We start from the raw sequence: 18,862 nt of genomic DNA, 5'->3' as shown, positions 1-18,862 counted from the left end.
GGACTGTTACTCGCACTAATCATAAGGTCAAATTTCCATAAAGAAGGGATAACTTTCTTCACCCCAGAAGATTATTCGCAACAGTTGGGGTACATGAACCGACCTAAAGGTTACATTATACCGCCGCATGTGCACAAGCTTGTGGAACGAAAAGTAACCCTTACACAAGAAGTTCTATATGTTAAAGCAGGTAAAGTACGTGTAGATTTTTACAATGATGACCAGGTTTATGTCGAGAGCAGGACTGTACAAACAGGAGATGTAATTTTACTTGCTGCAGGTGGGCACGGCTTTGAAATGTTAGAGACATCAGAGCTCATAGAAATTAAACAAGGTCCGTACTGCGGCGACGAAGACAAAGTGCATTTCGATCCCATTCTTAAAAACATCAAATAATGATCGAAAACTTCAAACTTTACAGTCAGTATTATAACCTACTGTATTACGATAAAGATTATCCTGCGGAAGCAGCTTATATAATCGATCTCATTCAAGAATACTTTCCTAATGCTCAAAATATTATTGAATTAGGATGTGGTACAGGAAAACATGCATCAGTCTTTGCAGAAAAGGGGTTTTCAGTATTTGGAATCGAACTAAGTGAAGATATGCTCAATATTGCAAGGCAAAATGAAAATACCAGACTGAGGTTCCAAAAAGCTAACATCTCTAATTTTAAAGTCGATCAGAAGTTTGAAATTGCACTATCGCTTTTTCATGTAATTAGTTATCTAACTGACAATTCAAGTTTGATCAGAACTTTTCAACTTGTTCATGAGTCACTCTGTGATGGCGGACTGTTTATTTTCGATGTTTGGCATACACCAGCAGTTGTATCTCAGGTACCAGAAGAGCGGATTAAAAAATTAAGCAATGATCAAATTCAAATTATCCGAAGAGCAACACCATCTATCTTTAGTGAAGAAAATATTGTTGAAGTAAACTACGATATAGAAGTAAGTTCATTAAAAGATCCGACACAACTTTCTTTTCAGGAAATTCATCCGATGCGACACTTTTGCAAAAATGAAATCTACCTATTAGCTTACAGTACAGGTTTTGAAATTTTAAACAGTGAAGAATTCTTAACAAAGAATGTACCCTCAAATTTGACTTGGGGGGTTGCCTACGTCCTTAAAAAAATTAATTCATGAAACCAATTCCGGTAAATACTCCATTATTAAAAGGAAATGAGTTAAAGTACCTTTCAGAATGTATCAGTACTGGGTGGATAAGCAGTGAAGGTCCGTTTATCGGTGCATTCGAAGAGAATTTCAGCACCTACAACAATCGTAAGTTTGGAACAGCAGTATGCAATGGTTCGGCAGCATTAGATATCGCCGTAAAGGCTTTGGGTATTGGTGTCGGGGATGAGGTTATTATGCCCACTTTTACAATTATTTCGCCAGCTCAATCTGTGGTTACGGCAGGTGCAATTCCAGTTTTGGTTGATAGTGATCCACTCACCTGGAATATGGATGTAACGCAAATTGAAACCAAGATTACCGCTAAAACTAAGGCAATTTTAGTCGTGCATATTTACGGTCTTCCGGTTGATATGGATCCCGTATTAGCTTTAGCAAAAAAATACAAACTTAAAATAATTGAAGATGCGGCCGAAATGCACGGGCAAAACTATAACAGTAAAATGTGTGGCAGTTTTGGCGATATCAGTATTTTTAGCTTTTACCCCAATAAACATATTACGACGGGTGAGGGTGGTATGTTGCTAACTGATGACGAACATCTGGCCGCCAGATGCAAAAAATTGCGCAATCTTTGCTTTGAACCCGATGGGCCAAGATTCGTCCATAATGAATTGGGTTGGAATTATCGGATGACCAATATGCAGGCTGCAGTTGGTTTAGCACAACTGGAACAACTAGAAGAATTTATCAGCATCAAGCGCAATATTGGGTCAAACTATCATAGCGCCCTTTCTTATTTGAAACAGAAAGGATATCAGCTACCACTTACCAGCACATCATATGCAGAAAATATTTATTGGGTTTTCGGAATAGTAGCACCAACTGAAAGTGAAAAAGAAGATTTGGTTGATTACTTAACAAAACATAAAATTGGCACCAGACCATTTTTCTGGTGTATGCATGAACAACCTGTATTTAAAAAAATGAAATTATTTGCTGATGAAAGTTACCCGGTGGCTGAAAAATTGGCCAGAAATGGTTTTTATCTACCCAGTGGATTAGGTTTAACGATTGATGAGCTTACAGCAATAACAACATGCATTCATGAAAAAATTTTTTAAAATAGGTATCTGGCATTACCATGGCGGAAGCTATGCAAATGGTGGTGCATTTGCATATACGGAAGCATTGCAAGAAATCCTAACCAAAACCTCGTTTTCAGGTACAGAAATTGTCCATGTTGGATACAATATTGATCAAATCTTTAAATCCGGGTCAAATGCATTGTCGCTCACCCCTATTTACAGAACCAAATGGCCAAAACTACTCAACTCTATATGTATTCGGATACCATTTTTCGGAATTAAATTAAGCAATAGGATCAAAAAAAAATACAATAATAAGTTAATTGACAATTTAAAGCAGGCTGGAATTGAAGTAATTTACTACATCAATCCGGGAATTGAGATTGACAATTTTCCACACATATCAACCCTTTGGGATCTTGGCCATATTTCTATGTTTGCTTTCCCTGAAGTAAGTATGCATGGAAAGCTGGGAAGCAGAATCGAAAATCTAAACCGGGATATCAATAAAGCACTAATTATTTGTGCAGAATCTGAGTCGGGAAAAAAAGAACTGATCCGGTATTGCCCAGTTAATCCCGACAGAATCCACGTGATACCGATGATTCCAGGCCTGATCGTCAAAGATCAGATTGCTACCGAGCAGGTAGATATCTTAGCGAAGGACAAGTTTTTCATTTACCCTGCCAGGTATTGGCCACATAAAAACCATTACAATCTGCTACTTGCATTCCAGCAATTTATATTTTATTTTCCAAAAGTAAAACTTGTATTTACAGGAGCAAATCAAAATAATATTGATTACATTAGTAGTGTCATCCAAAGCTTAGGCCTCGAAAACAATGTTATCCAACTCGGTGTGGTCAGCCTGCCGCAACTGAAATGGTTATACAAAAATGCCATTTCACTGGTAATGCCAACTTTTCTTGGGCCAACCAATATGCCACTACTTGAAGCCTACTACCTGGGCTGTAAAGTAATTTGTAGCCAATTAGACGGACATGTTGAACAACTGGGCGAAGCAGCCCGATATTTTGACCCGTTAAATCCGAACGAAATTTTTCTTCAAATGAAAAGCCTCTACGAAGAGTCGATTGGAGATCAAAAAAAGGCTATCGAAATCTACTATGACGAAACAATAACAATCGCTGCGCTAAATTCTCTTTTTAAGAAGGTAAAACATATTAAAAGAACCTGGGGTGCAGTAGACGAAATTTCATAATTTTTGGAAAAAAGGATTTTTTTTATTTCAAGTTCACTTTATCCGTTAAATAACGCTGCTGGCGGAAGTATTGTGCTGTATCGGCATTTAAAACTGTTTGAACAGGAAGGTTATCAGGTTACCTTTATTAATTGCAGCCCGGTTAACAAGGGAAATACCAGCTTCAGGCAAATTAACCTCGAAAAAAAAATCTGGCACCCGCCTCTAAGAAAAGCGACACCGATTTTAACCAACATGAGAACGCGGTTACAAGCAAGATCTCTTGCCAAGGCACTTCGTTTTACCAAAGGAGATATTTTAATCGGGTTATTGGAAGATTATGTAAGTTACTTGGTCTATTTCCTTGCAAAACAAGCTAATATCCCATTTTATCTCTTTTTTCACGATGATAATATTTTCAACAGATATTTTAAAGAAAACATTCTCTCTAAAAAACAAATCACCAGAATAATTGAAAATTGCGGGCATTTTTTTGTGGTTTCGGAACCCATGAAAGAGATTATTTCTCTGAATGGCGGGAAAAATGTATCTGTTGTTTATCCAATACCCGATGGTTCTTTTATAGCTCAGGGCAAAAGAATAAAATCCGAAAAATTCAATTTTGTTATTTCAGGCATGCTTTTACCCTGTTTTTTTGAAAAAACAGTGGAAAAAATTAATGATGCTGTTGAAGAAACTGATACAAACATAATCCTGATTGGTTCTTTTAATCAGGATTACAAAGATTCTTTACAGAATGCGAGCAAAATTTCTTTTTACAAAAAATTTGAAGAACTCTATGAGCTTTTCAACTTCATGGTTGAAGAAACGGATGTAATCATTGTTTTTTATTCTTCAGATACAAATGAAGAAATCAGATCGAGATACAGCTTTCCAAGTAGATTTGTCGAATTCTGTCACTTAGGTATACCAATACTCATAATAGCTCCCCAATCTGCAGCGATAGGCAAATGGGCCATTAAAAACTCTTGGTTAAGCTATGTTAGCAGTGAGACAAAAACAGATTTGGTAACTATCATAAACAAGCTCAAAAATCCAGATTTCAGATCGGCATGTGTTAAGCAATGCCGGTATTTTGCAGAAGAGGATTTTAACCCTGTAATAATCCATAACAGGCTAAAATTATTAATAGAAAATTAACTGAGCCCATTGAGATGTACATTAAAGCTAATTTACAATTAAAATGACAACCGATGTTTTCAAATCTTTAATCCCACTTTTTGAGCAAAAATCTAATCTTGATTCGATAAAAGATTTTCATGAAAAGGTTAATCTTACCTTCCATAATATTGAAGCAAAATATTATGATAAGATCCATGCCGAAATGTGGATTAATCTTCCCGAACAGATTGACCGCATTATTAACCATCTTTGTGCCTGGCTAGACAAGCAAAAAATACAAAAAATTAAAGTTTTGGATCTGGGTTGCGGAACAGGTTTGGCCGCTCAGCTTTTAATAGACTCTTTGGTTGGCAGAAAAATAGCATCCGTGTTTCTGTTAGATCCATCTCATGCTATGTTAGAGCGAGCAAACAAACGCTCATTGAAATGGAATATACCTATAATTTCAAAATGTGGATATATTGAAGATGTAAACGAAAAATTCGATCTAATTATTACTTCTTCCGTTTTGCATCATATTCCAAATATTCCACAATTCATCTCGGAAATAGAAAATAGGTTAAATGCAAATGGGATCTTTATAAGCCTGCATGATCCTCTTGCAGAAGCAATCGACTCCAAAACATACCAAAACAGAACAGCACGCTTTATTCAAACTACGAGGGTTAATTTTAAGAACAGGACGCTTAAACAAAGGATTACTGGAAAAATTATACGCATGCTAAAGGGGAATATTAAACTAGAAACCTATATCGCAGAGGTAAATCAAGAATTGATACACTTAAATGTTATCAATAGCCACCTTACTCCGGCAGAAATATGGAGTATTACAGATATCCATGTAGAAGGGCTACCCTATTCAGCCAGCAATGGCATTTCTTTAAAAAATATAGAGAAATCGGTAGAGGGACTTTCCCTAGCATATTTTAATACCTATTGTTTTTTTGGCACGCTAAAATCTGATCTACCAGAAGAATATAAAATGGAGGAAGATAACCTGAGTTTAACCGATGATAAATTCGGCAGAAATTTTAACAGCATGTGGATCAGGAAATAAAAAAATTAAATATTCTCTTTATCCTGCCTGAATATTACCCTCATTCAGGAGGAGGAATTTCGACATATTACCTGCAACACATTGATTTTATGAGATCTCATGTTGCAAAAATAAAAGTTGTAGTAGGTAGTGCTTATACCCAATCATTAGATCGCTTTCTGCATCATGATATTGAAGTCGAATACCTCAAACCAGACCTTTTCCATAAATACCTCGACAGATTCAAAAAATTCGATTTTATACCACAATATAAGAAAGCTATTGCCTCTGCATGGGCCATGTGGGAACAGGTTAACGCAGGTGCAGGGTTTGATCTGGTAGAATGTACCGATTTTGGACTTGGCTTCATTCCCTGGCTAATTCACCACAACATCCCAGTTGTAACCCGTTTGCACGGAAGTTCGGGCCAAATTGAATTACATGAACGGGAACTTCAGGAAATTTTATTTGGAGACCAGTGTAGACAGACAGAACTTTCCTTACTGGAAAAATCAGATGCGCTTGTTACTCACAGTCAATCTAATTATACATTTTGGCGAGATATTTTTCCTCATAAACAGATTAATGTTATCTCACCGTTATTTAAAACGAACGTTACTCCTGCTAAATTTATTCAAAAGGAGAATTTCGCTATCGTATGCAGCCGAATCCAGGAATGGAAAGGGCCGGATATTTTATGCCGGGCAGTTAAAACAATAGCTAAACCAGTATTAATCAAATGGTATGGGCGCAACACCATGTTTACCGAGAGTCTATCCAAATCAGATCAACTTCTCCAAATATTCCCAGAAGTCTGGAACCACACAGTAATACCTCAAGGACAACTTTCTCACCGTCAATTGGAAGCGGTTCAAAAAACAGCAAAATTTGCCATCATTCCATCCACATGGGATATGTACAATTTCACCTGCTTAGAATACATGAGCATTGGCACGCCAGTAATTTGTTCAGATGGCGCAGGTGTTTCATCACTCATTAAAAATGGAGTAAATGGCTTTAAGTATGCATCCAATGATCATATTGCGCTTGCCTCGTGTATAGATGCGGTAAATAACATGGATCAAAGTGCTTTTGAAAAGATGACAAGCGAAGCATTAAAAACGGTTAAAAGTTTGATGTCTACCAATATTATTAATGATAACATTAAATTAATGATTCAGGCTATTCAAAAATTTGAGTTGATTGCTCCCAATCTATTTAACCAGGCATTATATCTCCCATCAGATAAAAAATACGCCATTGATATCGTTCTAAACCAACAGCCATTGAATAAGCTTTTAAAATATATTACCAAAAGATTGAAGAAAAAGATTTTTGGCGGATAGACCAATGAAAAACTTAGTTTACAACAATTTGCATCAATGAAATCTCTAGCACTTTGTATACCTGCCTACAATGCAGCATGGTGTTTGCCAAGATTGTTAACATCCGCGCAAAACCAATACATAAAGTTTGATGAAATTTTGGTATATAATGATTGCAGTTCAGACAATACCCATGAGATAGCCCTAAAATATGGTGCTGTTGTTATCGATGGCGATGTTAACCGCGGTTGCTCTTTCGGAAAAAATAAACTTGCAGAAATGGTAAAGTCTGAATGGATTCATTTTCATGATGCAGACGATGAATTACTCCCAAATTTTACAAACCTGGCGCACAAATGGATGGCTAGCGAAGAATGTCCGGAAGTTGTTCTTTTCAATTATGAATATCGGGATCATATCACAAACGAATTCATAAGTTTAAGAAAGTTCGATAAGCATATGCTTGAAACCGATCCAATTAAATACTCAATTGCAGAACAGATCAATCCTTTTTGCGGTCTTTATAATAGAACTGCATTTCTAAATGCCGGAGGTTATGATCTGGATCCCAAAGTTTTATATAATGAAGATTGTGCCTTGCATATTTCTCTTGCGCTTCATCACCTTCGCTTTTCAAGTGAAGATGAAATAAGCATTATCAATTACAGGATAGCTAATTCTATGTCGCAAAACAACAAAGACAAATGTTTTCAGGCGCAGTTCTATGTAATGGAGAAAACGGCCAGTGCCGCGGCTCCCAAATATTATATCGATATTGCGCAAAGATTTATAGAAATTGCAACCAACCTGGCCTCGATAAATAATTGGGAGAAAACCAAAGTTTCATTAATGTTTGCAAAAAAATTAGGCCAAAATTCTATAAGTGCAGACAGTAATATTCTGTTTAATGTTGTTAGCAAATTTAGTCCTTTCGCCGCCTTTTGGATCAGGGAAAAAATGATTAGGTTATTAAAACCCAGGTTGAGAAGATGAAAAAACCATTGGTTTCGATTATTATTCCTGCTTTTAATGCAGCAAAACATATTGCAGAAACTATACAATCGGTAATTAGCCAAAGCTGGGCTAACAAAGAAGTTATTGTAATTGATGATGGCTCTACAGATGAAACGATCGACATTATAAAGTTATTCGATAACCCGGTGATAAAGGTTTTTCAGCAGGCTAATAAAGGTGCTGCCGCCACTAGAAACAAAGGACTATTAGAAGCAAAAGGCGATTTTATACAATTTTTAGATGCAGACGACATTCTTTCAACAGATAAAATAGAAAAACAGGTGTTAGCCATTGCAAATCATGCTAATACTTTGGCTGTCTGCAGTACCGTTCATTTCGATGAACACCAGGCACATGCTTTATTTAAACCTTCACTTTACGAAGAGGAATTTCTGAAAACAAGTGATGAGCCTGTTAAGTTTCTAATCAAACTTTGGGGGGGATTTGATGGAAAAGGTTCGATGATCCAACCGAATGCATGGCTGATACCTATGCCGCTGATTAGAAAATCAGGACTATGGAACGAAGAGTTAAGCTTAGATGACGATGGCGAATTCTTTGCAAGAATTATTTTGAATTCAACAAAAATTGTAAAAGTAAGCGACGTCTTTAATTACTATCGAAAATATAAGAAAGAAGGAAACTTGTCTAGTCAAAAGACCTATAAAGATCTATCAAGTCTTTTGGCATCAATCTTATCTAAAAAAAAAGAACTTTTATCAAAAGACGATTCATTAGCAGCCCGTTTTGCGATTTACCGCCTCCTATATGATGTGGCCGTTAGAAGCTACCCCCAGTTTAAAGATATTTCAAAAAAAGCAATACACGAATTGCCATTGATAACTCCCTTAACCTATAAATTAGATTTTGGTAGAAAGGTTTTAAGCAAGTTGGCTTCAGTTTTAGGATGGAAATCCATACGTTTAATACAATATAGTTATCAAAACTTGGCGAATAGAATAAGATGATAAAGAAAGCAGTAGTAACAATTGCGGTTGGAAGAATTTATTATCTTCAGCTAGCGAAAAACCTAATAAAATCTTTCCTTATTTGGAATGGAGAATTGGCAATCAAATTCCTAGTGCTAACGGATAACACTACATATTTTGAAGAGTTCAGGAACAACCCAAAGGTTATTGTCAAATTACTGAAATTGAAAGAATCTCAAAAATCATTCACTTCAAAATTCTTATTAATTGACCATATTATTGCTGAAGAAAATCTTTTTATAGATTGTGATTGTCTGATCTATAAACCTTTAGATTCTATTTTCGATACCATGTCTGCCTATGATTTTACAGCGATTGGCGAGGAACAAACGTCTGGTGATTTTTTTTGCGACATAAAGGAGATGATTAATAAATTTAACGTTATGTCCATGCCGGTTTTTGTAGGATCTGTTTACTACTTTAAGAACAATCACATTAGCAAATCGGTTTTTGCAAAAGCATTAGAGCTCAAGGAGAAATATGATGAACTAGATTTTATTCGGCTTAGAGGAAAGGAGAACGAAGAGCCTCTATTTGCACTATCAATGGCTTTATATAATCAACACCCTATTCCAGATAATGAAACTATAAAAGCTGATAGAATGTTCTACAATAACTCTAATACCAATGTTTTAAAAGGTAAAACTAAACTGAAAAGAGTAAATCAAGCTGATCGATCGACGATAGTGTGTGAACCCGCAATAGTGCATTTTAATGATAGTTATAGCGAAGGTGCAAATTATTTGATGGAAGAAGCACGATTAAAAATTGCAGGCAAAAACAGCACTTTAACTGAGATTGACATTATGTTTAGGTATTACTTTAAAGAAAGGGCAACTTCGATATTCAAATTTGTATTTAGGCCCATTTATCATTTCTTTCTTGGACCTTCAAAGGTTCATGGCAATAAAAGAGTCAAATGAAAATATTTCTTTCGTTTTTACAATCTACCACTAAACATCCTATAGCTGCTTATAGCTTTTGGGAACACTACATCAAAAATGGCATTGAAGAGGCAAAATGTAACTGGACAGAGTGTAAGGAAGTAGATTGGGCAACAGGTTTAATACCGCAATCAAAAAATCAGCTGGATGAGTGGAAGAGTTTTACCTGGGAGAAAACTGTAAAATTTATTAAACAAAATAAACCCGACTTATTTTTAAGCTATTTATATCCCGAACAAATAGACATACAGGCAATTTCCGAAATAAAAAAAATGGGTATTCCGTGTGTTAACTTCTTTTGCGATAACATCAGGATGTTTAAACAGGCACCAAAAGAATATGCAATATTTGATTTAAATTGGGTACCTGAATACATGGCAACAACGCTTTATCAAAATGCAGGGTATCCATATATTAATCTCCCAATGCCAATGTGGGTCGATTATCAATACCGTGGGCAACCTGTTATAGAAAAAAAAGAAATTTCATTTATTGGTTCAAAAGATGTTCAAAGACATTTATTGTTCGAAAAACTATTAGAGGAATATCCAAATCTTGATTTGAATATACGTGGTACAAGCTGGCTGGAGGAGAATGACAACGCTAAAAAACTATATAACCCTATCTGGAAAAAAGCAAAAAATCAAATTGATTTTATTTCCAGATTCGGGATTAAGTCCTATTTAAACAAAATTAAAGATGGCAGAATTAGTCAAGTATCGTCCAGTGCAATTAAAAGCAAGCTAAAAGCAAAGCCAGATTTTAATGACTACATTAAAATAACGCGAGAAAGCCTGATCACCCTTGGCATAAATCGTTACCAAAGCTTTGATTATCCAATCAATACCCCAAATACTTACTCGCGGTTAAGAGATATTGAAGCCCCCATGTATGGTGCATGTTATTTAACCGAATTAGCACCAGGCTTAGATCAAATTTATGAAATCGGAAATGACATCGAAGTATTTTCAAATCATACAGAACTTTACGAAAAAATTAAAGAATTAGAGGGGAACACTAAAAAGAGAAAAATGATGAGAATAAACGGCCAGCAGAAGGCTTTGCAAACCTTATCTATACCTAATTCAATAGCAAAAATAAACAATTATTTCATATCAAATCAATTCCATACCAAATGATCTGGCTTAACCATTTAGTAGAGTAATTACTAAAAATTTCAGAAAATAAATCACTAAAAATTGAAAGGTAGGCTCATCATATATTTTAAAAAACAACATCTAAAAGACCGATGGTTTTGGGGAGACCGTTATCTGCGGCCGTTAGTTCATTTTTTCAGAAAAAAAAACATCAGCAGTTTAGAGCGGGTTTTCATAAATCTTTGCAAAGCACTTGAAGCAAAAAAAATATCATTCGTTAAAAACCTACCCTTTGACAAAATTAAAGATGAAGATAAAATTTTAGTACTTGGAATAGGAAAAAATGTGTTAAGAGGTTACCATAAAAAAAACAAGATTATAGCTGGAATAGGTTTAATGACTCACCCAAATGAGTGGCCAACTTTATTTGAGGATTACCCAATAACAACATATCTGCAGCATTCTACATGGACAGCAAGAATATATAATAAATGGTACGGAGAAAATACCTGTAAAATATGGCCAGTTGGCATTGACACTTATTATTGGCAAGTCAAAAAAACATCTGCCAGAAAAGACATTTTAGTTTATGTTAAATTTTTATGGGATAAGGAAAGGAATACAACCGAAATTTTAAAACCAATTCTTAATATCCTTGACAACCACCAAGTAAATTATAAATTGATAATTTATGGATCTTACACCATTAAGCAATACAAAAAAATATTAAAGAGCAGTATTGGGATGATCTTCCTTTGCGAGCATGAAAGCCAAGGACTTGCATATCAGGAAGCAATGGCTATGGATGTTCCTATATTTGCCTGGGATCAAGGATTTTGGTTAGATGCCAATCGTTTTACCTGGGAAGAAAAAGAACCTGTACCAGCTAGTTCTGTTCCTTATTTTGATGAAACTTGTGGAGAAAAATTTAAGGACTTAGAAGAATTCAATACTAAACTACCAAAATTTATAGAATTCTCAATAAAAGGAAAATATGAACCTAGAGACTACATATTGAAAAACCTATCATTGGAAAAAAGCGCTGAAAGAATACTAGCGATTTTAAACAAAGCTTAAGGATGAAGATTTTATTAATCATGGATCCAGGCATCCCTATTCCACCACCTCAATATGGTGGCCATGAACGTTTGGTTTATATGTTTGCAGAAGAATATACCCGTTTAGGTCATGAGGTGAGCTTATTGGCGGGGCCTGAATCTCATATCTCCGGACAGGTGTATCCTTTCGGAAAAAACAATCTGAAAAGGTCAAAATGGCAAAAAGCAAAAGAGCTATTATTGGTTTGGGAGTTTTTATTAATAAAAAAAGGAGATTTCGACCTGATCCATAATTTTGGGCGTTTAGCCTACCTTCTTCCGGTACTCAAAAGCCATGTAAAAAAGGTAATGACCTATGGAAGACCTGTGGCGCAGGAAGGAATAAAAGTCGTTACCGCCTGTCCACATAAGAACCTAATTTTTACCGCATGCAGCGACTATTGCGTTTCAACGGGTAACGTATCGGGCCGTTGGGAAACTGTTTATAACGCTATCGATTTTTCAAAGTATGATCCTGCCGATCAGGTGAAGCCTGATGCTCCATTAATGTTCTTGGGCAGGATGGATCAGATCAAAGGCTTGCATACCGCCATAGAAGTCGCACTTGAAACGGGGAACAGGCTTTTAATTGGTGGAAACATTCCAGATACCGCTGACAATTTGAGCTACTTTAAAGAGCAAATTGAACCAAAATTTGATGATAAGCAGATCATTTATCTTGGTCCTCTAGACGACAGGCAGAAAAGTCATTATCTGAGCCAGGCTAAAGCTTTACTATTCCCAATAGAGTGGAACGAACCTTTTGGAATGGTGATGGTCGAGGCCATGGCATGCGGCACGCCTGTAATTGGATTTAGAAGAGGTTCAGTACCAGAGGTAATTACCGAAGGCAAAAATGGATTTATTGTCGAAAACAAAGAAGCTATGATCCGGGCCCTTCAAAAAATTATAACAATTAACCGAGCTGCTTGCAGAGCATTTGCCTTTAGCAAATTCGATGTCTCAATTATTGCTAAACACTATCTAAATCTATAAGATGTTTACAAAACTTATATCCAAATTGATCCCTGCTAAATTTGTCCAAAAGTTAAGAAATGATTTAGGTGTGCCATCGCAACGGAAAAGTTTAGAGGCCCTCAAAAAGCTGGGGTTTTCTCCCAATTATGTACTAGACATCGGTGCTTACGACGGTAACTGGGCGATAGAATTTAATCAAATATTTCCCGAGTCAAAAATCATGATGATTGAAGGCCAGCGACAAAAACGTGAAATACTATTACAAAAGAAAAAACAGCTACCAAATTCAGAAGTCAAAATTGCATTGTTAGGTGCTGAAAATAAGACGGTCAACTTTAATATTTATGATACGGCCAGTTCGATTTATAAAGAAGATAATGAAACGGGAGCTTTGATTGAAGAAATGGAACTACAACTCTTAGATGATATCTTATTAACCACTGCTTTTTGCAAACCAGATTTCATCAAGATAGATACCCAGGGGTATGAACTTGAAATATTAAAAGGTGCGGCAAAAACTCTCCAATCTGCCAAGGCCGTTCTGTTAGAAGTATCATTCCTCAATATTTATAAAGGGGCACCTTTAGCTTCTGAAGTGATTGCATTTATGGAAAAAAACAGTTTCGTGGTTTATGATATTTGTTCTTTGATGAGGCGTCCATATGACCGTGCACTATTTCAATCAGACTTTCTCTTTCTACAGAAGGATTTTAACTTGAGATCATCAACAAGGTGGGCATAAGGGGGAAAATAGTACTTGTTACATCCGGTCAGCCGTCACTAAATCCGCGTTTGGTGAAAGAAGCAGACAGCTTATTTGAAGCAGGGTACGATGTTACGGTTGTATATCTATATTGGAACAATTGGGGAACTGATTTAGATAAACTATTGCTAGCGGAGAAAAAGTGGAAGTCAATTCGGGTTGGCGGCAATCCAGAAAATAATAAATGGATATATTTGCTGAGCAGAGCAAGGCATAAACTTGCCAATATATTGATCTCTAAATTTAGTAATCGTCTTAATGTAGCTGAACATGGTATTGCAAGAGGCAGCCAAAATCTTATACGTAAAGCCAAAAGTTTGAAAGCAGATTTATATATAGCACATAATTTAGGTGCATTGCCTGCAGCTGTTTTAGCCGCTAAAACTCATCAGGTTAAATGTGGATTTGATGCAGAGGATTTCCACAGGCAAGAAGTTACCAACGATTACAATTCAATAGATTTTAAGCTTAAAAGAATTATTGAGGACAGATATCTGCCCAAGATAGATTACTTAACTACTGCCAGTCCTTTAATTAGTGAAGCTTATAAAAAACTATACCCAGCAATCAATCCAATAACGATTCTAAACGTTTTTCCATCTGAAAGAGAAATCTTAAAAAAGACGAAAGAAAGACTCAAATTATTTTGGTTCTCTCAAAATATTGGAAAAAACAGAGGTTTAGAAGGTGTAATAAATTCTTTAGCCTATCAGGAAAATGTAGAATTGCACTTACTTGGCTGCAGCACAGCACCAATCAGGAACCATTTCAAGAAACTGGCAGAACAAAGTTCATTCCGACCTGAAAATATCTATTACTATTCCCCTATTCCTTCAACCGAAATCATAAAATTTGCTTCTCAATTTGATGTCGGTTTGGCTACAGAAACTGGCTTCCCGTTAAATCGGGATATCTGCTTAACAAACAAAATATTTACTTATATACAAGCGGGCCAGGCTATAGTTGCATCTGATACTTCTGCACAAACAAAATTCCTTAAACGCTATTCCGAAATGGGCTTCATTTATAATAAGTCTAAGGTTTGTCAGCTAACCTGTATTATTCAGAATTATCTATCAAATCCAGAATTACTGGAAGAGCACCAGGCAAAAGCTTTAAAATATGCCCAGAGTAAATTAAACTGGGAACACGAAGAAAAAAAATTCCTTAAGAACATTATAGATACAATTGGCAAATAAAAAGCTTTTAATAATTTCTCCATATTTCCCTCCTTCTAATGCTGCAGATATGCAACGCATAAGAATGAGTTTACCATATTTTAAGGAGTTTGGCTGGGAACCAGAAGTAATTGTTGCCGAAGAAAGCTATAGCGATATGATTAAGGATTTTCTACTTTTGGATTCTGTGCCAAAAGATATACAAGTACATCCAGTAAAAGCTTTCTCTAAAAAATGGACCAGCAAATTTGGATTAGGAAGCATTGCTTTAAGATCTTTATTTTTTTATAGAAGAAAAGTAAACGAACTTTTAAAATATAAACATTTTGATTTAATCTACTTTTCAACAACTCAATTTCCTATCTGCATTTTAGGGCCAGTTTGGAAAAAAAAATTCGGTATCCCTTATGTTATTGATATTCAAGATCAATGGCATTCTGATTATTATCATGACAAACCAAAATCTGAACGTCCTAAAAAATATTGGTTCTCTTATCGGTTAAATAAATACTTAGAACCAATAGCCATGCGATATGTGGATGGCTTAATTACTGTGTCTGAAGCATATATTCAAACACTCAAAAATAGATATCCTAGTTTGCTACACAAACCTTACGATATTATAACATTTGGTGCGCATGAACCGGATTTCGATATTGCAGAACAAAATTCATTTTTATCTGAGTCTATTTACAATAAAGATAACGGTAAAATTAATCTGGTTTATATTGGCCGGGGAGGCTTCGATATGCAACAATCAGTGAGTTTATTACTAAAAGCCTTTAAAAGAGGAATAGATCAGAATGTAGATAGATTCAAAGATATCCATTTACATTTTATTGGAACCAGTTATGCACCAAAGGGAAGTGGTATAGCAACACTTATGCCTATTGCAAACAATTTGGAGCTTGCAAATTATGTTACTGAATATACAGATCGAATCGGCTATTATCAGAGCATAAATCATTTACAATGTGCTAATGGTTTAATTGTTTTAGGATCCAATGACCCGGCTTACTCGGCTTCTAAAATCTATCCTTACATTTTTGCAAAAAAAAATCTTTTGGCTATCCTACACCCTAAAAGTAGTGCAGCTCAAATAATTGAGGATTGTAATGCTGGCTTTTTAATCACTTTAGATAGCGATATAGACCAAGCATTTGATATGTTCAGGTCCTATCTAAACAATGTAAAACTGGAAGTCACCCCATCAACTAATTGGAAGGAGTTTGAGAGATACAGATCAGATTATCTAACGAAAAAACAAGTTGACCTTTTTAACAGAGTCATATCAAATAACTAGCTTGAAGAAACTGGCGATCATTAGTACCCATCCTATCCAATATTACGCACCGGTTTTTAAACTGTTGGCAAAAAAAATCCAACTGAAAGTATTTTATACCTGGGGTGAGCAATCATTGACTATATACGATTATGGTTTTGGTCAATCAATTAAGTGGGATATTCCTTTATTAGATGGATACGATTATCAGTTTTTAGAAAATGTTTCAAAAGAACCGGGAACTCATCACTTCAGCGGCATCATCAATCCAACTTTGCTCAGAGAAGTGCGGGATTTTGAACCAAACGCTATCCTGATTTATGGTTGGGCATGGAAAAGCCATCTAAAGACTTTGCGGTTTTTCAAAGGCAAAATCCCAATTTACTTTAGAGGCGATTCTACCTTGCTTGATCAACAAAAAGACTTTAGGGGCTTACTACGGAAATTGTTTCTTAAATGGGTTTACAGCCATGTAGATAAAGCATTTTACGTAGGAAATGCAAATAAAAAGTATTACAATCACCTTGGTTTAACTGAAGAGCAGTTGGTTTTTGCACCGCATGCAATAGACAATCACAGATTTGGAAAAATTGAGCAGCAGAAGACAAACAAAATAAGAGAAAAACTGTACATTAGCTCAAGTAGCATTATTGTTCTTTTTGCAGGCAAGCTAGAGCCGAAAAAGGCTCCGTTTTTGCTCTTAAAAGCCTTTAAACAACTTGCAAACCTTGATGTTCACCTTTTATTTGTAGGTAATGGAGAGTTGGAAAAAGAATTAAAAACAATGGCTGGTAATCTTTCCAATGTCCATTTTATTGATTTTCAAAATCAAAGCGAAATGCCTGCAATTTACCAAACATGCGATTTATTTTGCTTACCATCGAAAGGACCGAAAGAAACATGGGGCTTAGCTGTAAATGAGGCAATGGCAGCAGGAAAGGCAGTTTTGGTTTCGACCAAAACTGGCTGTGCTTCAGATTTGGTTAAGCCGGGTGTGAACGGAGAAATATTTAAATCAGATGATGTAAATGATCTCACGCAAAAGTTAAAAGAATTGACAAGTAGTAAAAGAAAATTAGTAGAATTGGGCATTCAATCCCTAAAGATTATTAAAGACTGGACATTTGACAGGCAGGTCAAAGCAATGGTAGATACTGTTTACAACGACGATGCAAAATAATAACCCTACAAGACTTATTTTAACGCTTTACTTTCCTGTTCTAATTTCATACCTATTAATTAATAGCCCGATTATCTCTTATTTTGTAGCTTGGTCTGGCTCACTATTTATATTCTATACCACCATATTATCACCAGCTTCGATTATCAAGCAAGATTTGCCCATCCATAAGCAGATAATGCGACCAATGTTTCTTACTCAACTCGTTTTTGCAGGTTTTATGTGTACTACTTCCATTTTTTATTTTATGGATCATTTGGGATATCGGTATTTAACAGAAGTAAATTATGGGGCGCAATTTAAAGAAAGTGAACAGACGGAACTAATTGCCAGTTGCCAACGAATGAGTTTACTGGCTCATGCGGCCTTGGTCACAGGTATGCTCATGGTTCAAAAGAATCGTATCATAATTAAAAGTGTAAAAACCTTCGAAGGTGACGATTATTTGATCTGGCTGAGCATTATCGTATTCGCGATTGGTTCATTAGCTCAAAATTTCTCTGGGCTCAGCCAAATTGCCCTGCCGCTTACATTAGTAGGTATTTCCTGTGCAGCTGTATTATTTGTTAAAGGCTTTAAAGCAAAAAACGTAAAATACCTTAGTATAGGTGCCACAATCTTCATCCTCAACTTTATTCACGCATCGTTATCTGGCTATAAGGAACCAATTATCATCAACATTATCGTTATTGCCTGTGTATTTTTTCCTTATTACAAAAAGTTAATCCTCTACCTTGCCATACCTGTAGCTTATGTATTGCTTTATTTCTTGCCAACCTATAATAATACAGTTCGTCAAAGCTGGAATGGTGAGGTAAGTGCAGAAGAGGCCCGAAGCCAGGCATTTAAGGATTTTGACTCAAATAATGAAGAGCAGATTAAGGATACAAATTGGGGTTTCTTGACTAGGAGATTAAGTGAGATAGAAATGTTTACCCAGTTTATAGACTTCGTACCCCAGCATCATCCATACTACGACTGGGAGATAGTAGGAAATTCTTTGGAAGGACTTATTCCCAGGATCTTTTGGTCAGGGAAGCCCAATATGGAGACCGTTTCAATGCAGAGAGTATATGAGGCAGGAGTGGCGAATCAATTGTCGCCAGTGTCTGCAAAAACCCGCCCGGTTGTAGATGCTTATTTAAGTTGGGGAATTGCTGGAGTATTTTTTTTCATGCTATTATACGGCTTAATCGTACAACAATTTTCCGATCTAGCGGAAAGCTTATTCGGTGGTTACGAACTTGGATGTGTTATCATGTTCAACAGTATTTTCCAAGGACTTTGGAGAGGTAACAATTTTGAATTTATGTTCAATAATATTTTTTGGGGATACATAATTATGTGGACGCTGTTCTACCTGCTTAGGACGATAAAGGTTTTAAGGCCAAAATTTAACTAA

Annotated in this window: 18 protein-coding genes; all 18 read left to right on the top strand. The window is 35.8% G+C overall.

Features of this window, described 5'->3' with window-relative positions; translation table 11 throughout:
- Positions 1-93 precede the first annotated feature (93 nt).
- The 18 genes from QWY86_RS05965 to QWY86_RS05880 all read left to right on the top strand — a co-directional run bounded on the left by QWY86_RS05965 (position 94) and on the right by QWY86_RS05880 (position 18,862).
- Positions 94-396: a cupin domain-containing protein gene (locus tag QWY86_RS05965; protein ID WP_290239772.1), complete on the top strand. Its 303-nt coding sequence runs from the start codon at positions 94-96 to the stop codon at positions 394-396.
- The gene (locus QWY86_RS05960) at positions 396-1,154 is read left to right on the top strand and encodes a class I SAM-dependent DNA methyltransferase (RefSeq protein WP_290239771.1); all 759 of its coding nucleotides are present in this window, start codon (positions 396-398) and stop codon (positions 1,152-1,154) included. The genes QWY86_RS05965 and QWY86_RS05960 overlap by 1 nt, the downstream gene beginning before the upstream one ends.
- Entirely contained in the window at positions 1,151-2,269 is a 1,119-nt protein-coding gene (locus QWY86_RS05955) for a DegT/DnrJ/EryC1/StrS family aminotransferase (protein WP_290239769.1), read from the top strand. The genes QWY86_RS05960 and QWY86_RS05955 overlap by 4 nt, the downstream gene beginning before the upstream one ends.
- Entirely contained in the window at positions 2,253-3,455 is a 1,203-nt protein-coding gene (locus QWY86_RS05950) for a glycosyltransferase (RefSeq protein ID WP_290239767.1), read from the top strand. Before QWY86_RS05955 ends, QWY86_RS05950 begins: the two co-directional genes overlap by 17 nt.
- A 309-nt stretch (positions 3,456-3,764) precedes the next feature.
- Positions 3,765-4,595, top strand: coding sequence for a glycosyltransferase family protein (locus tag QWY86_RS05945; RefSeq protein ID WP_290239765.1), 831 nt, complete (start codon positions 3,765-3,767; stop codon positions 4,593-4,595).
- Positions 4,596-4,638: 43 nt separating this feature from the next.
- Positions 4,639-5,634 (top strand): class I SAM-dependent methyltransferase, encoded by a 996-nt coding sequence (locus QWY86_RS05940; RefSeq protein WP_290239763.1) that lies wholly within the window; start codon positions 4,639-4,641, stop codon positions 5,632-5,634.
- Positions 5,619-6,959, top strand: coding sequence for a glycosyltransferase family 4 protein (locus tag QWY86_RS05935; RefSeq protein WP_290239761.1), 1,341 nt, complete (start codon positions 5,619-5,621; stop codon positions 6,957-6,959). Before QWY86_RS05940 ends, QWY86_RS05935 begins: the two co-directional genes overlap by 16 nt.
- A gap of 36 nt (positions 6,960-6,995) precedes the next feature.
- On the top strand, positions 6,996-7,931 hold the full coding sequence (locus QWY86_RS05930; protein ID WP_290239759.1) for a glycosyltransferase family 2 protein: 936 nt from the start codon (positions 6,996-6,998) through the stop codon (positions 7,929-7,931).
- Positions 7,928-8,920, top strand: coding sequence for a glycosyltransferase family 2 protein (locus QWY86_RS05925; protein ID WP_290239757.1), 993 nt, complete (start codon positions 7,928-7,930; stop codon positions 8,918-8,920). Before QWY86_RS05930 ends, QWY86_RS05925 begins: the two co-directional genes overlap by 4 nt.
- Complete coding sequence (locus QWY86_RS05920) at positions 8,917-9,864, top strand: hypothetical protein (RefSeq protein ID WP_290239755.1); 948 nt, start codon at positions 8,917-8,919, stop codon at positions 9,862-9,864. The genes QWY86_RS05925 and QWY86_RS05920 overlap by 4 nt, the downstream gene beginning before the upstream one ends.
- Positions 9,861-11,024: a glycosyltransferase family protein gene (locus QWY86_RS05915; RefSeq protein ID WP_290239753.1), complete on the top strand. Its 1,164-nt coding sequence runs from the start codon at positions 9,861-9,863 to the stop codon at positions 11,022-11,024. Before QWY86_RS05920 ends, QWY86_RS05915 begins: the two co-directional genes overlap by 4 nt.
- A 60-nt stretch (positions 11,025-11,084) precedes the next feature.
- A complete protein-coding gene (locus QWY86_RS05910) occupies positions 11,085-12,059 on the top strand; it encodes a glycosyltransferase family protein (protein ID WP_290239751.1) in 975 nt (324 codons plus the stop codon).
- A gap of 2 nt (positions 12,060-12,061) precedes the next feature.
- The gene (locus QWY86_RS05905) at positions 12,062-13,075 is read left to right on the top strand and encodes a glycosyltransferase family 4 protein (protein ID WP_290239749.1); all 1,014 of its coding nucleotides are present in this window, start codon (positions 12,062-12,064) and stop codon (positions 13,073-13,075) included.
- A 1-nt stretch (position 13,076) separates the two neighbouring features.
- On the top strand, positions 13,077-13,799 hold the full coding sequence (locus QWY86_RS05900; protein WP_290239747.1) for an FkbM family methyltransferase: 723 nt from the start codon (positions 13,077-13,079) through the stop codon (positions 13,797-13,799).
- A 53-nt stretch (positions 13,800-13,852) separates the two neighbouring features.
- Positions 13,853-15,019: a glycosyltransferase family protein gene (locus tag QWY86_RS05895; RefSeq protein WP_290239745.1), complete on the top strand. Its 1,167-nt coding sequence runs from the start codon at positions 13,853-13,855 to the stop codon at positions 15,017-15,019.
- Entirely contained in the window at positions 15,009-16,301 is a 1,293-nt protein-coding gene (locus QWY86_RS05890; protein ID WP_290239744.1) for a glycosyltransferase, read from the top strand. Before QWY86_RS05895 ends, QWY86_RS05890 begins: the two co-directional genes overlap by 11 nt.
- A 64-nt stretch (positions 16,302-16,365) precedes the next feature.
- Complete coding sequence (locus tag QWY86_RS05885) at positions 16,366-17,460, top strand: glycosyltransferase family 4 protein (protein WP_290239742.1); 1,095 nt, start codon at positions 16,366-16,368, stop codon at positions 17,458-17,460.
- A complete protein-coding gene (locus QWY86_RS05880) occupies positions 17,450-18,862 on the top strand; it encodes an exosortase Y-associated Wzy-like protein (RefSeq protein WP_290239740.1) in 1,413 nt (470 codons plus the stop codon). The genes QWY86_RS05885 and QWY86_RS05880 overlap by 11 nt, the downstream gene beginning before the upstream one ends.

The sequence above is a fragment of the Pedobacter aquatilis genome (genome assembly GCF_030409415.1).
Taxonomy (GTDB): domain Bacteria; phylum Bacteroidota; class Bacteroidia; order Sphingobacteriales; family Sphingobacteriaceae; genus Pedobacter; species Pedobacter aquatilis.
Note: the sequence above shows the minus strand (reverse complement) of the source record. Positions and strands in the feature narration are given on the sequence as shown.

Coding starts and splice junctions, on each gene's coding strand:
- QWY86_RS05965 (WP_290239772.1), top strand. CDS start 94: ATGAACCGACCTAAAGGTTACATTATACCGCCGCATGTGCACAAGCTT.
- QWY86_RS05960 (WP_290239771.1), top strand. CDS start 396: ATGATCGAAAACTTCAAACTTTACAGTCAGTATTATAACCTACTGTAT.
- QWY86_RS05955 (WP_290239769.1), top strand. CDS start 1,151: ATGAAACCAATTCCGGTAAATACTCCATTATTAAAAGGAAATGAGTTA.
- QWY86_RS05950 (WP_290239767.1), top strand. CDS start 2,253: ATGAAAAAATTTTTTAAAATAGGTATCTGGCATTACCATGGCGGAAGC.
- QWY86_RS05940 (WP_290239763.1), top strand. CDS start 4,639: ATGACAACCGATGTTTTCAAATCTTTAATCCCACTTTTTGAGCAAAAA.
- QWY86_RS05930 (WP_290239759.1), top strand. CDS start 6,996: ATGAAATCTCTAGCACTTTGTATACCTGCCTACAATGCAGCATGGTGT.
- QWY86_RS05925 (WP_290239757.1), top strand. CDS start 7,928: ATGAAAAAACCATTGGTTTCGATTATTATTCCTGCTTTTAATGCAGCA.
- QWY86_RS05920 (WP_290239755.1), top strand. CDS start 8,917: ATGATAAAGAAAGCAGTAGTAACAATTGCGGTTGGAAGAATTTATTAT.
- QWY86_RS05915 (WP_290239753.1), top strand. CDS start 9,861: ATGAAAATATTTCTTTCGTTTTTACAATCTACCACTAAACATCCTATA.
- QWY86_RS05905 (WP_290239749.1), top strand. CDS start 12,062: ATGAAGATTTTATTAATCATGGATCCAGGCATCCCTATTCCACCACCT.
- QWY86_RS05900 (WP_290239747.1), top strand. CDS start 13,077: ATGTTTACAAAACTTATATCCAAATTGATCCCTGCTAAATTTGTCCAA.
- QWY86_RS05880 (WP_290239740.1), top strand. CDS start 17,450: ATGCAAAATAATAACCCTACAAGACTTATTTTAACGCTTTACTTTCCT.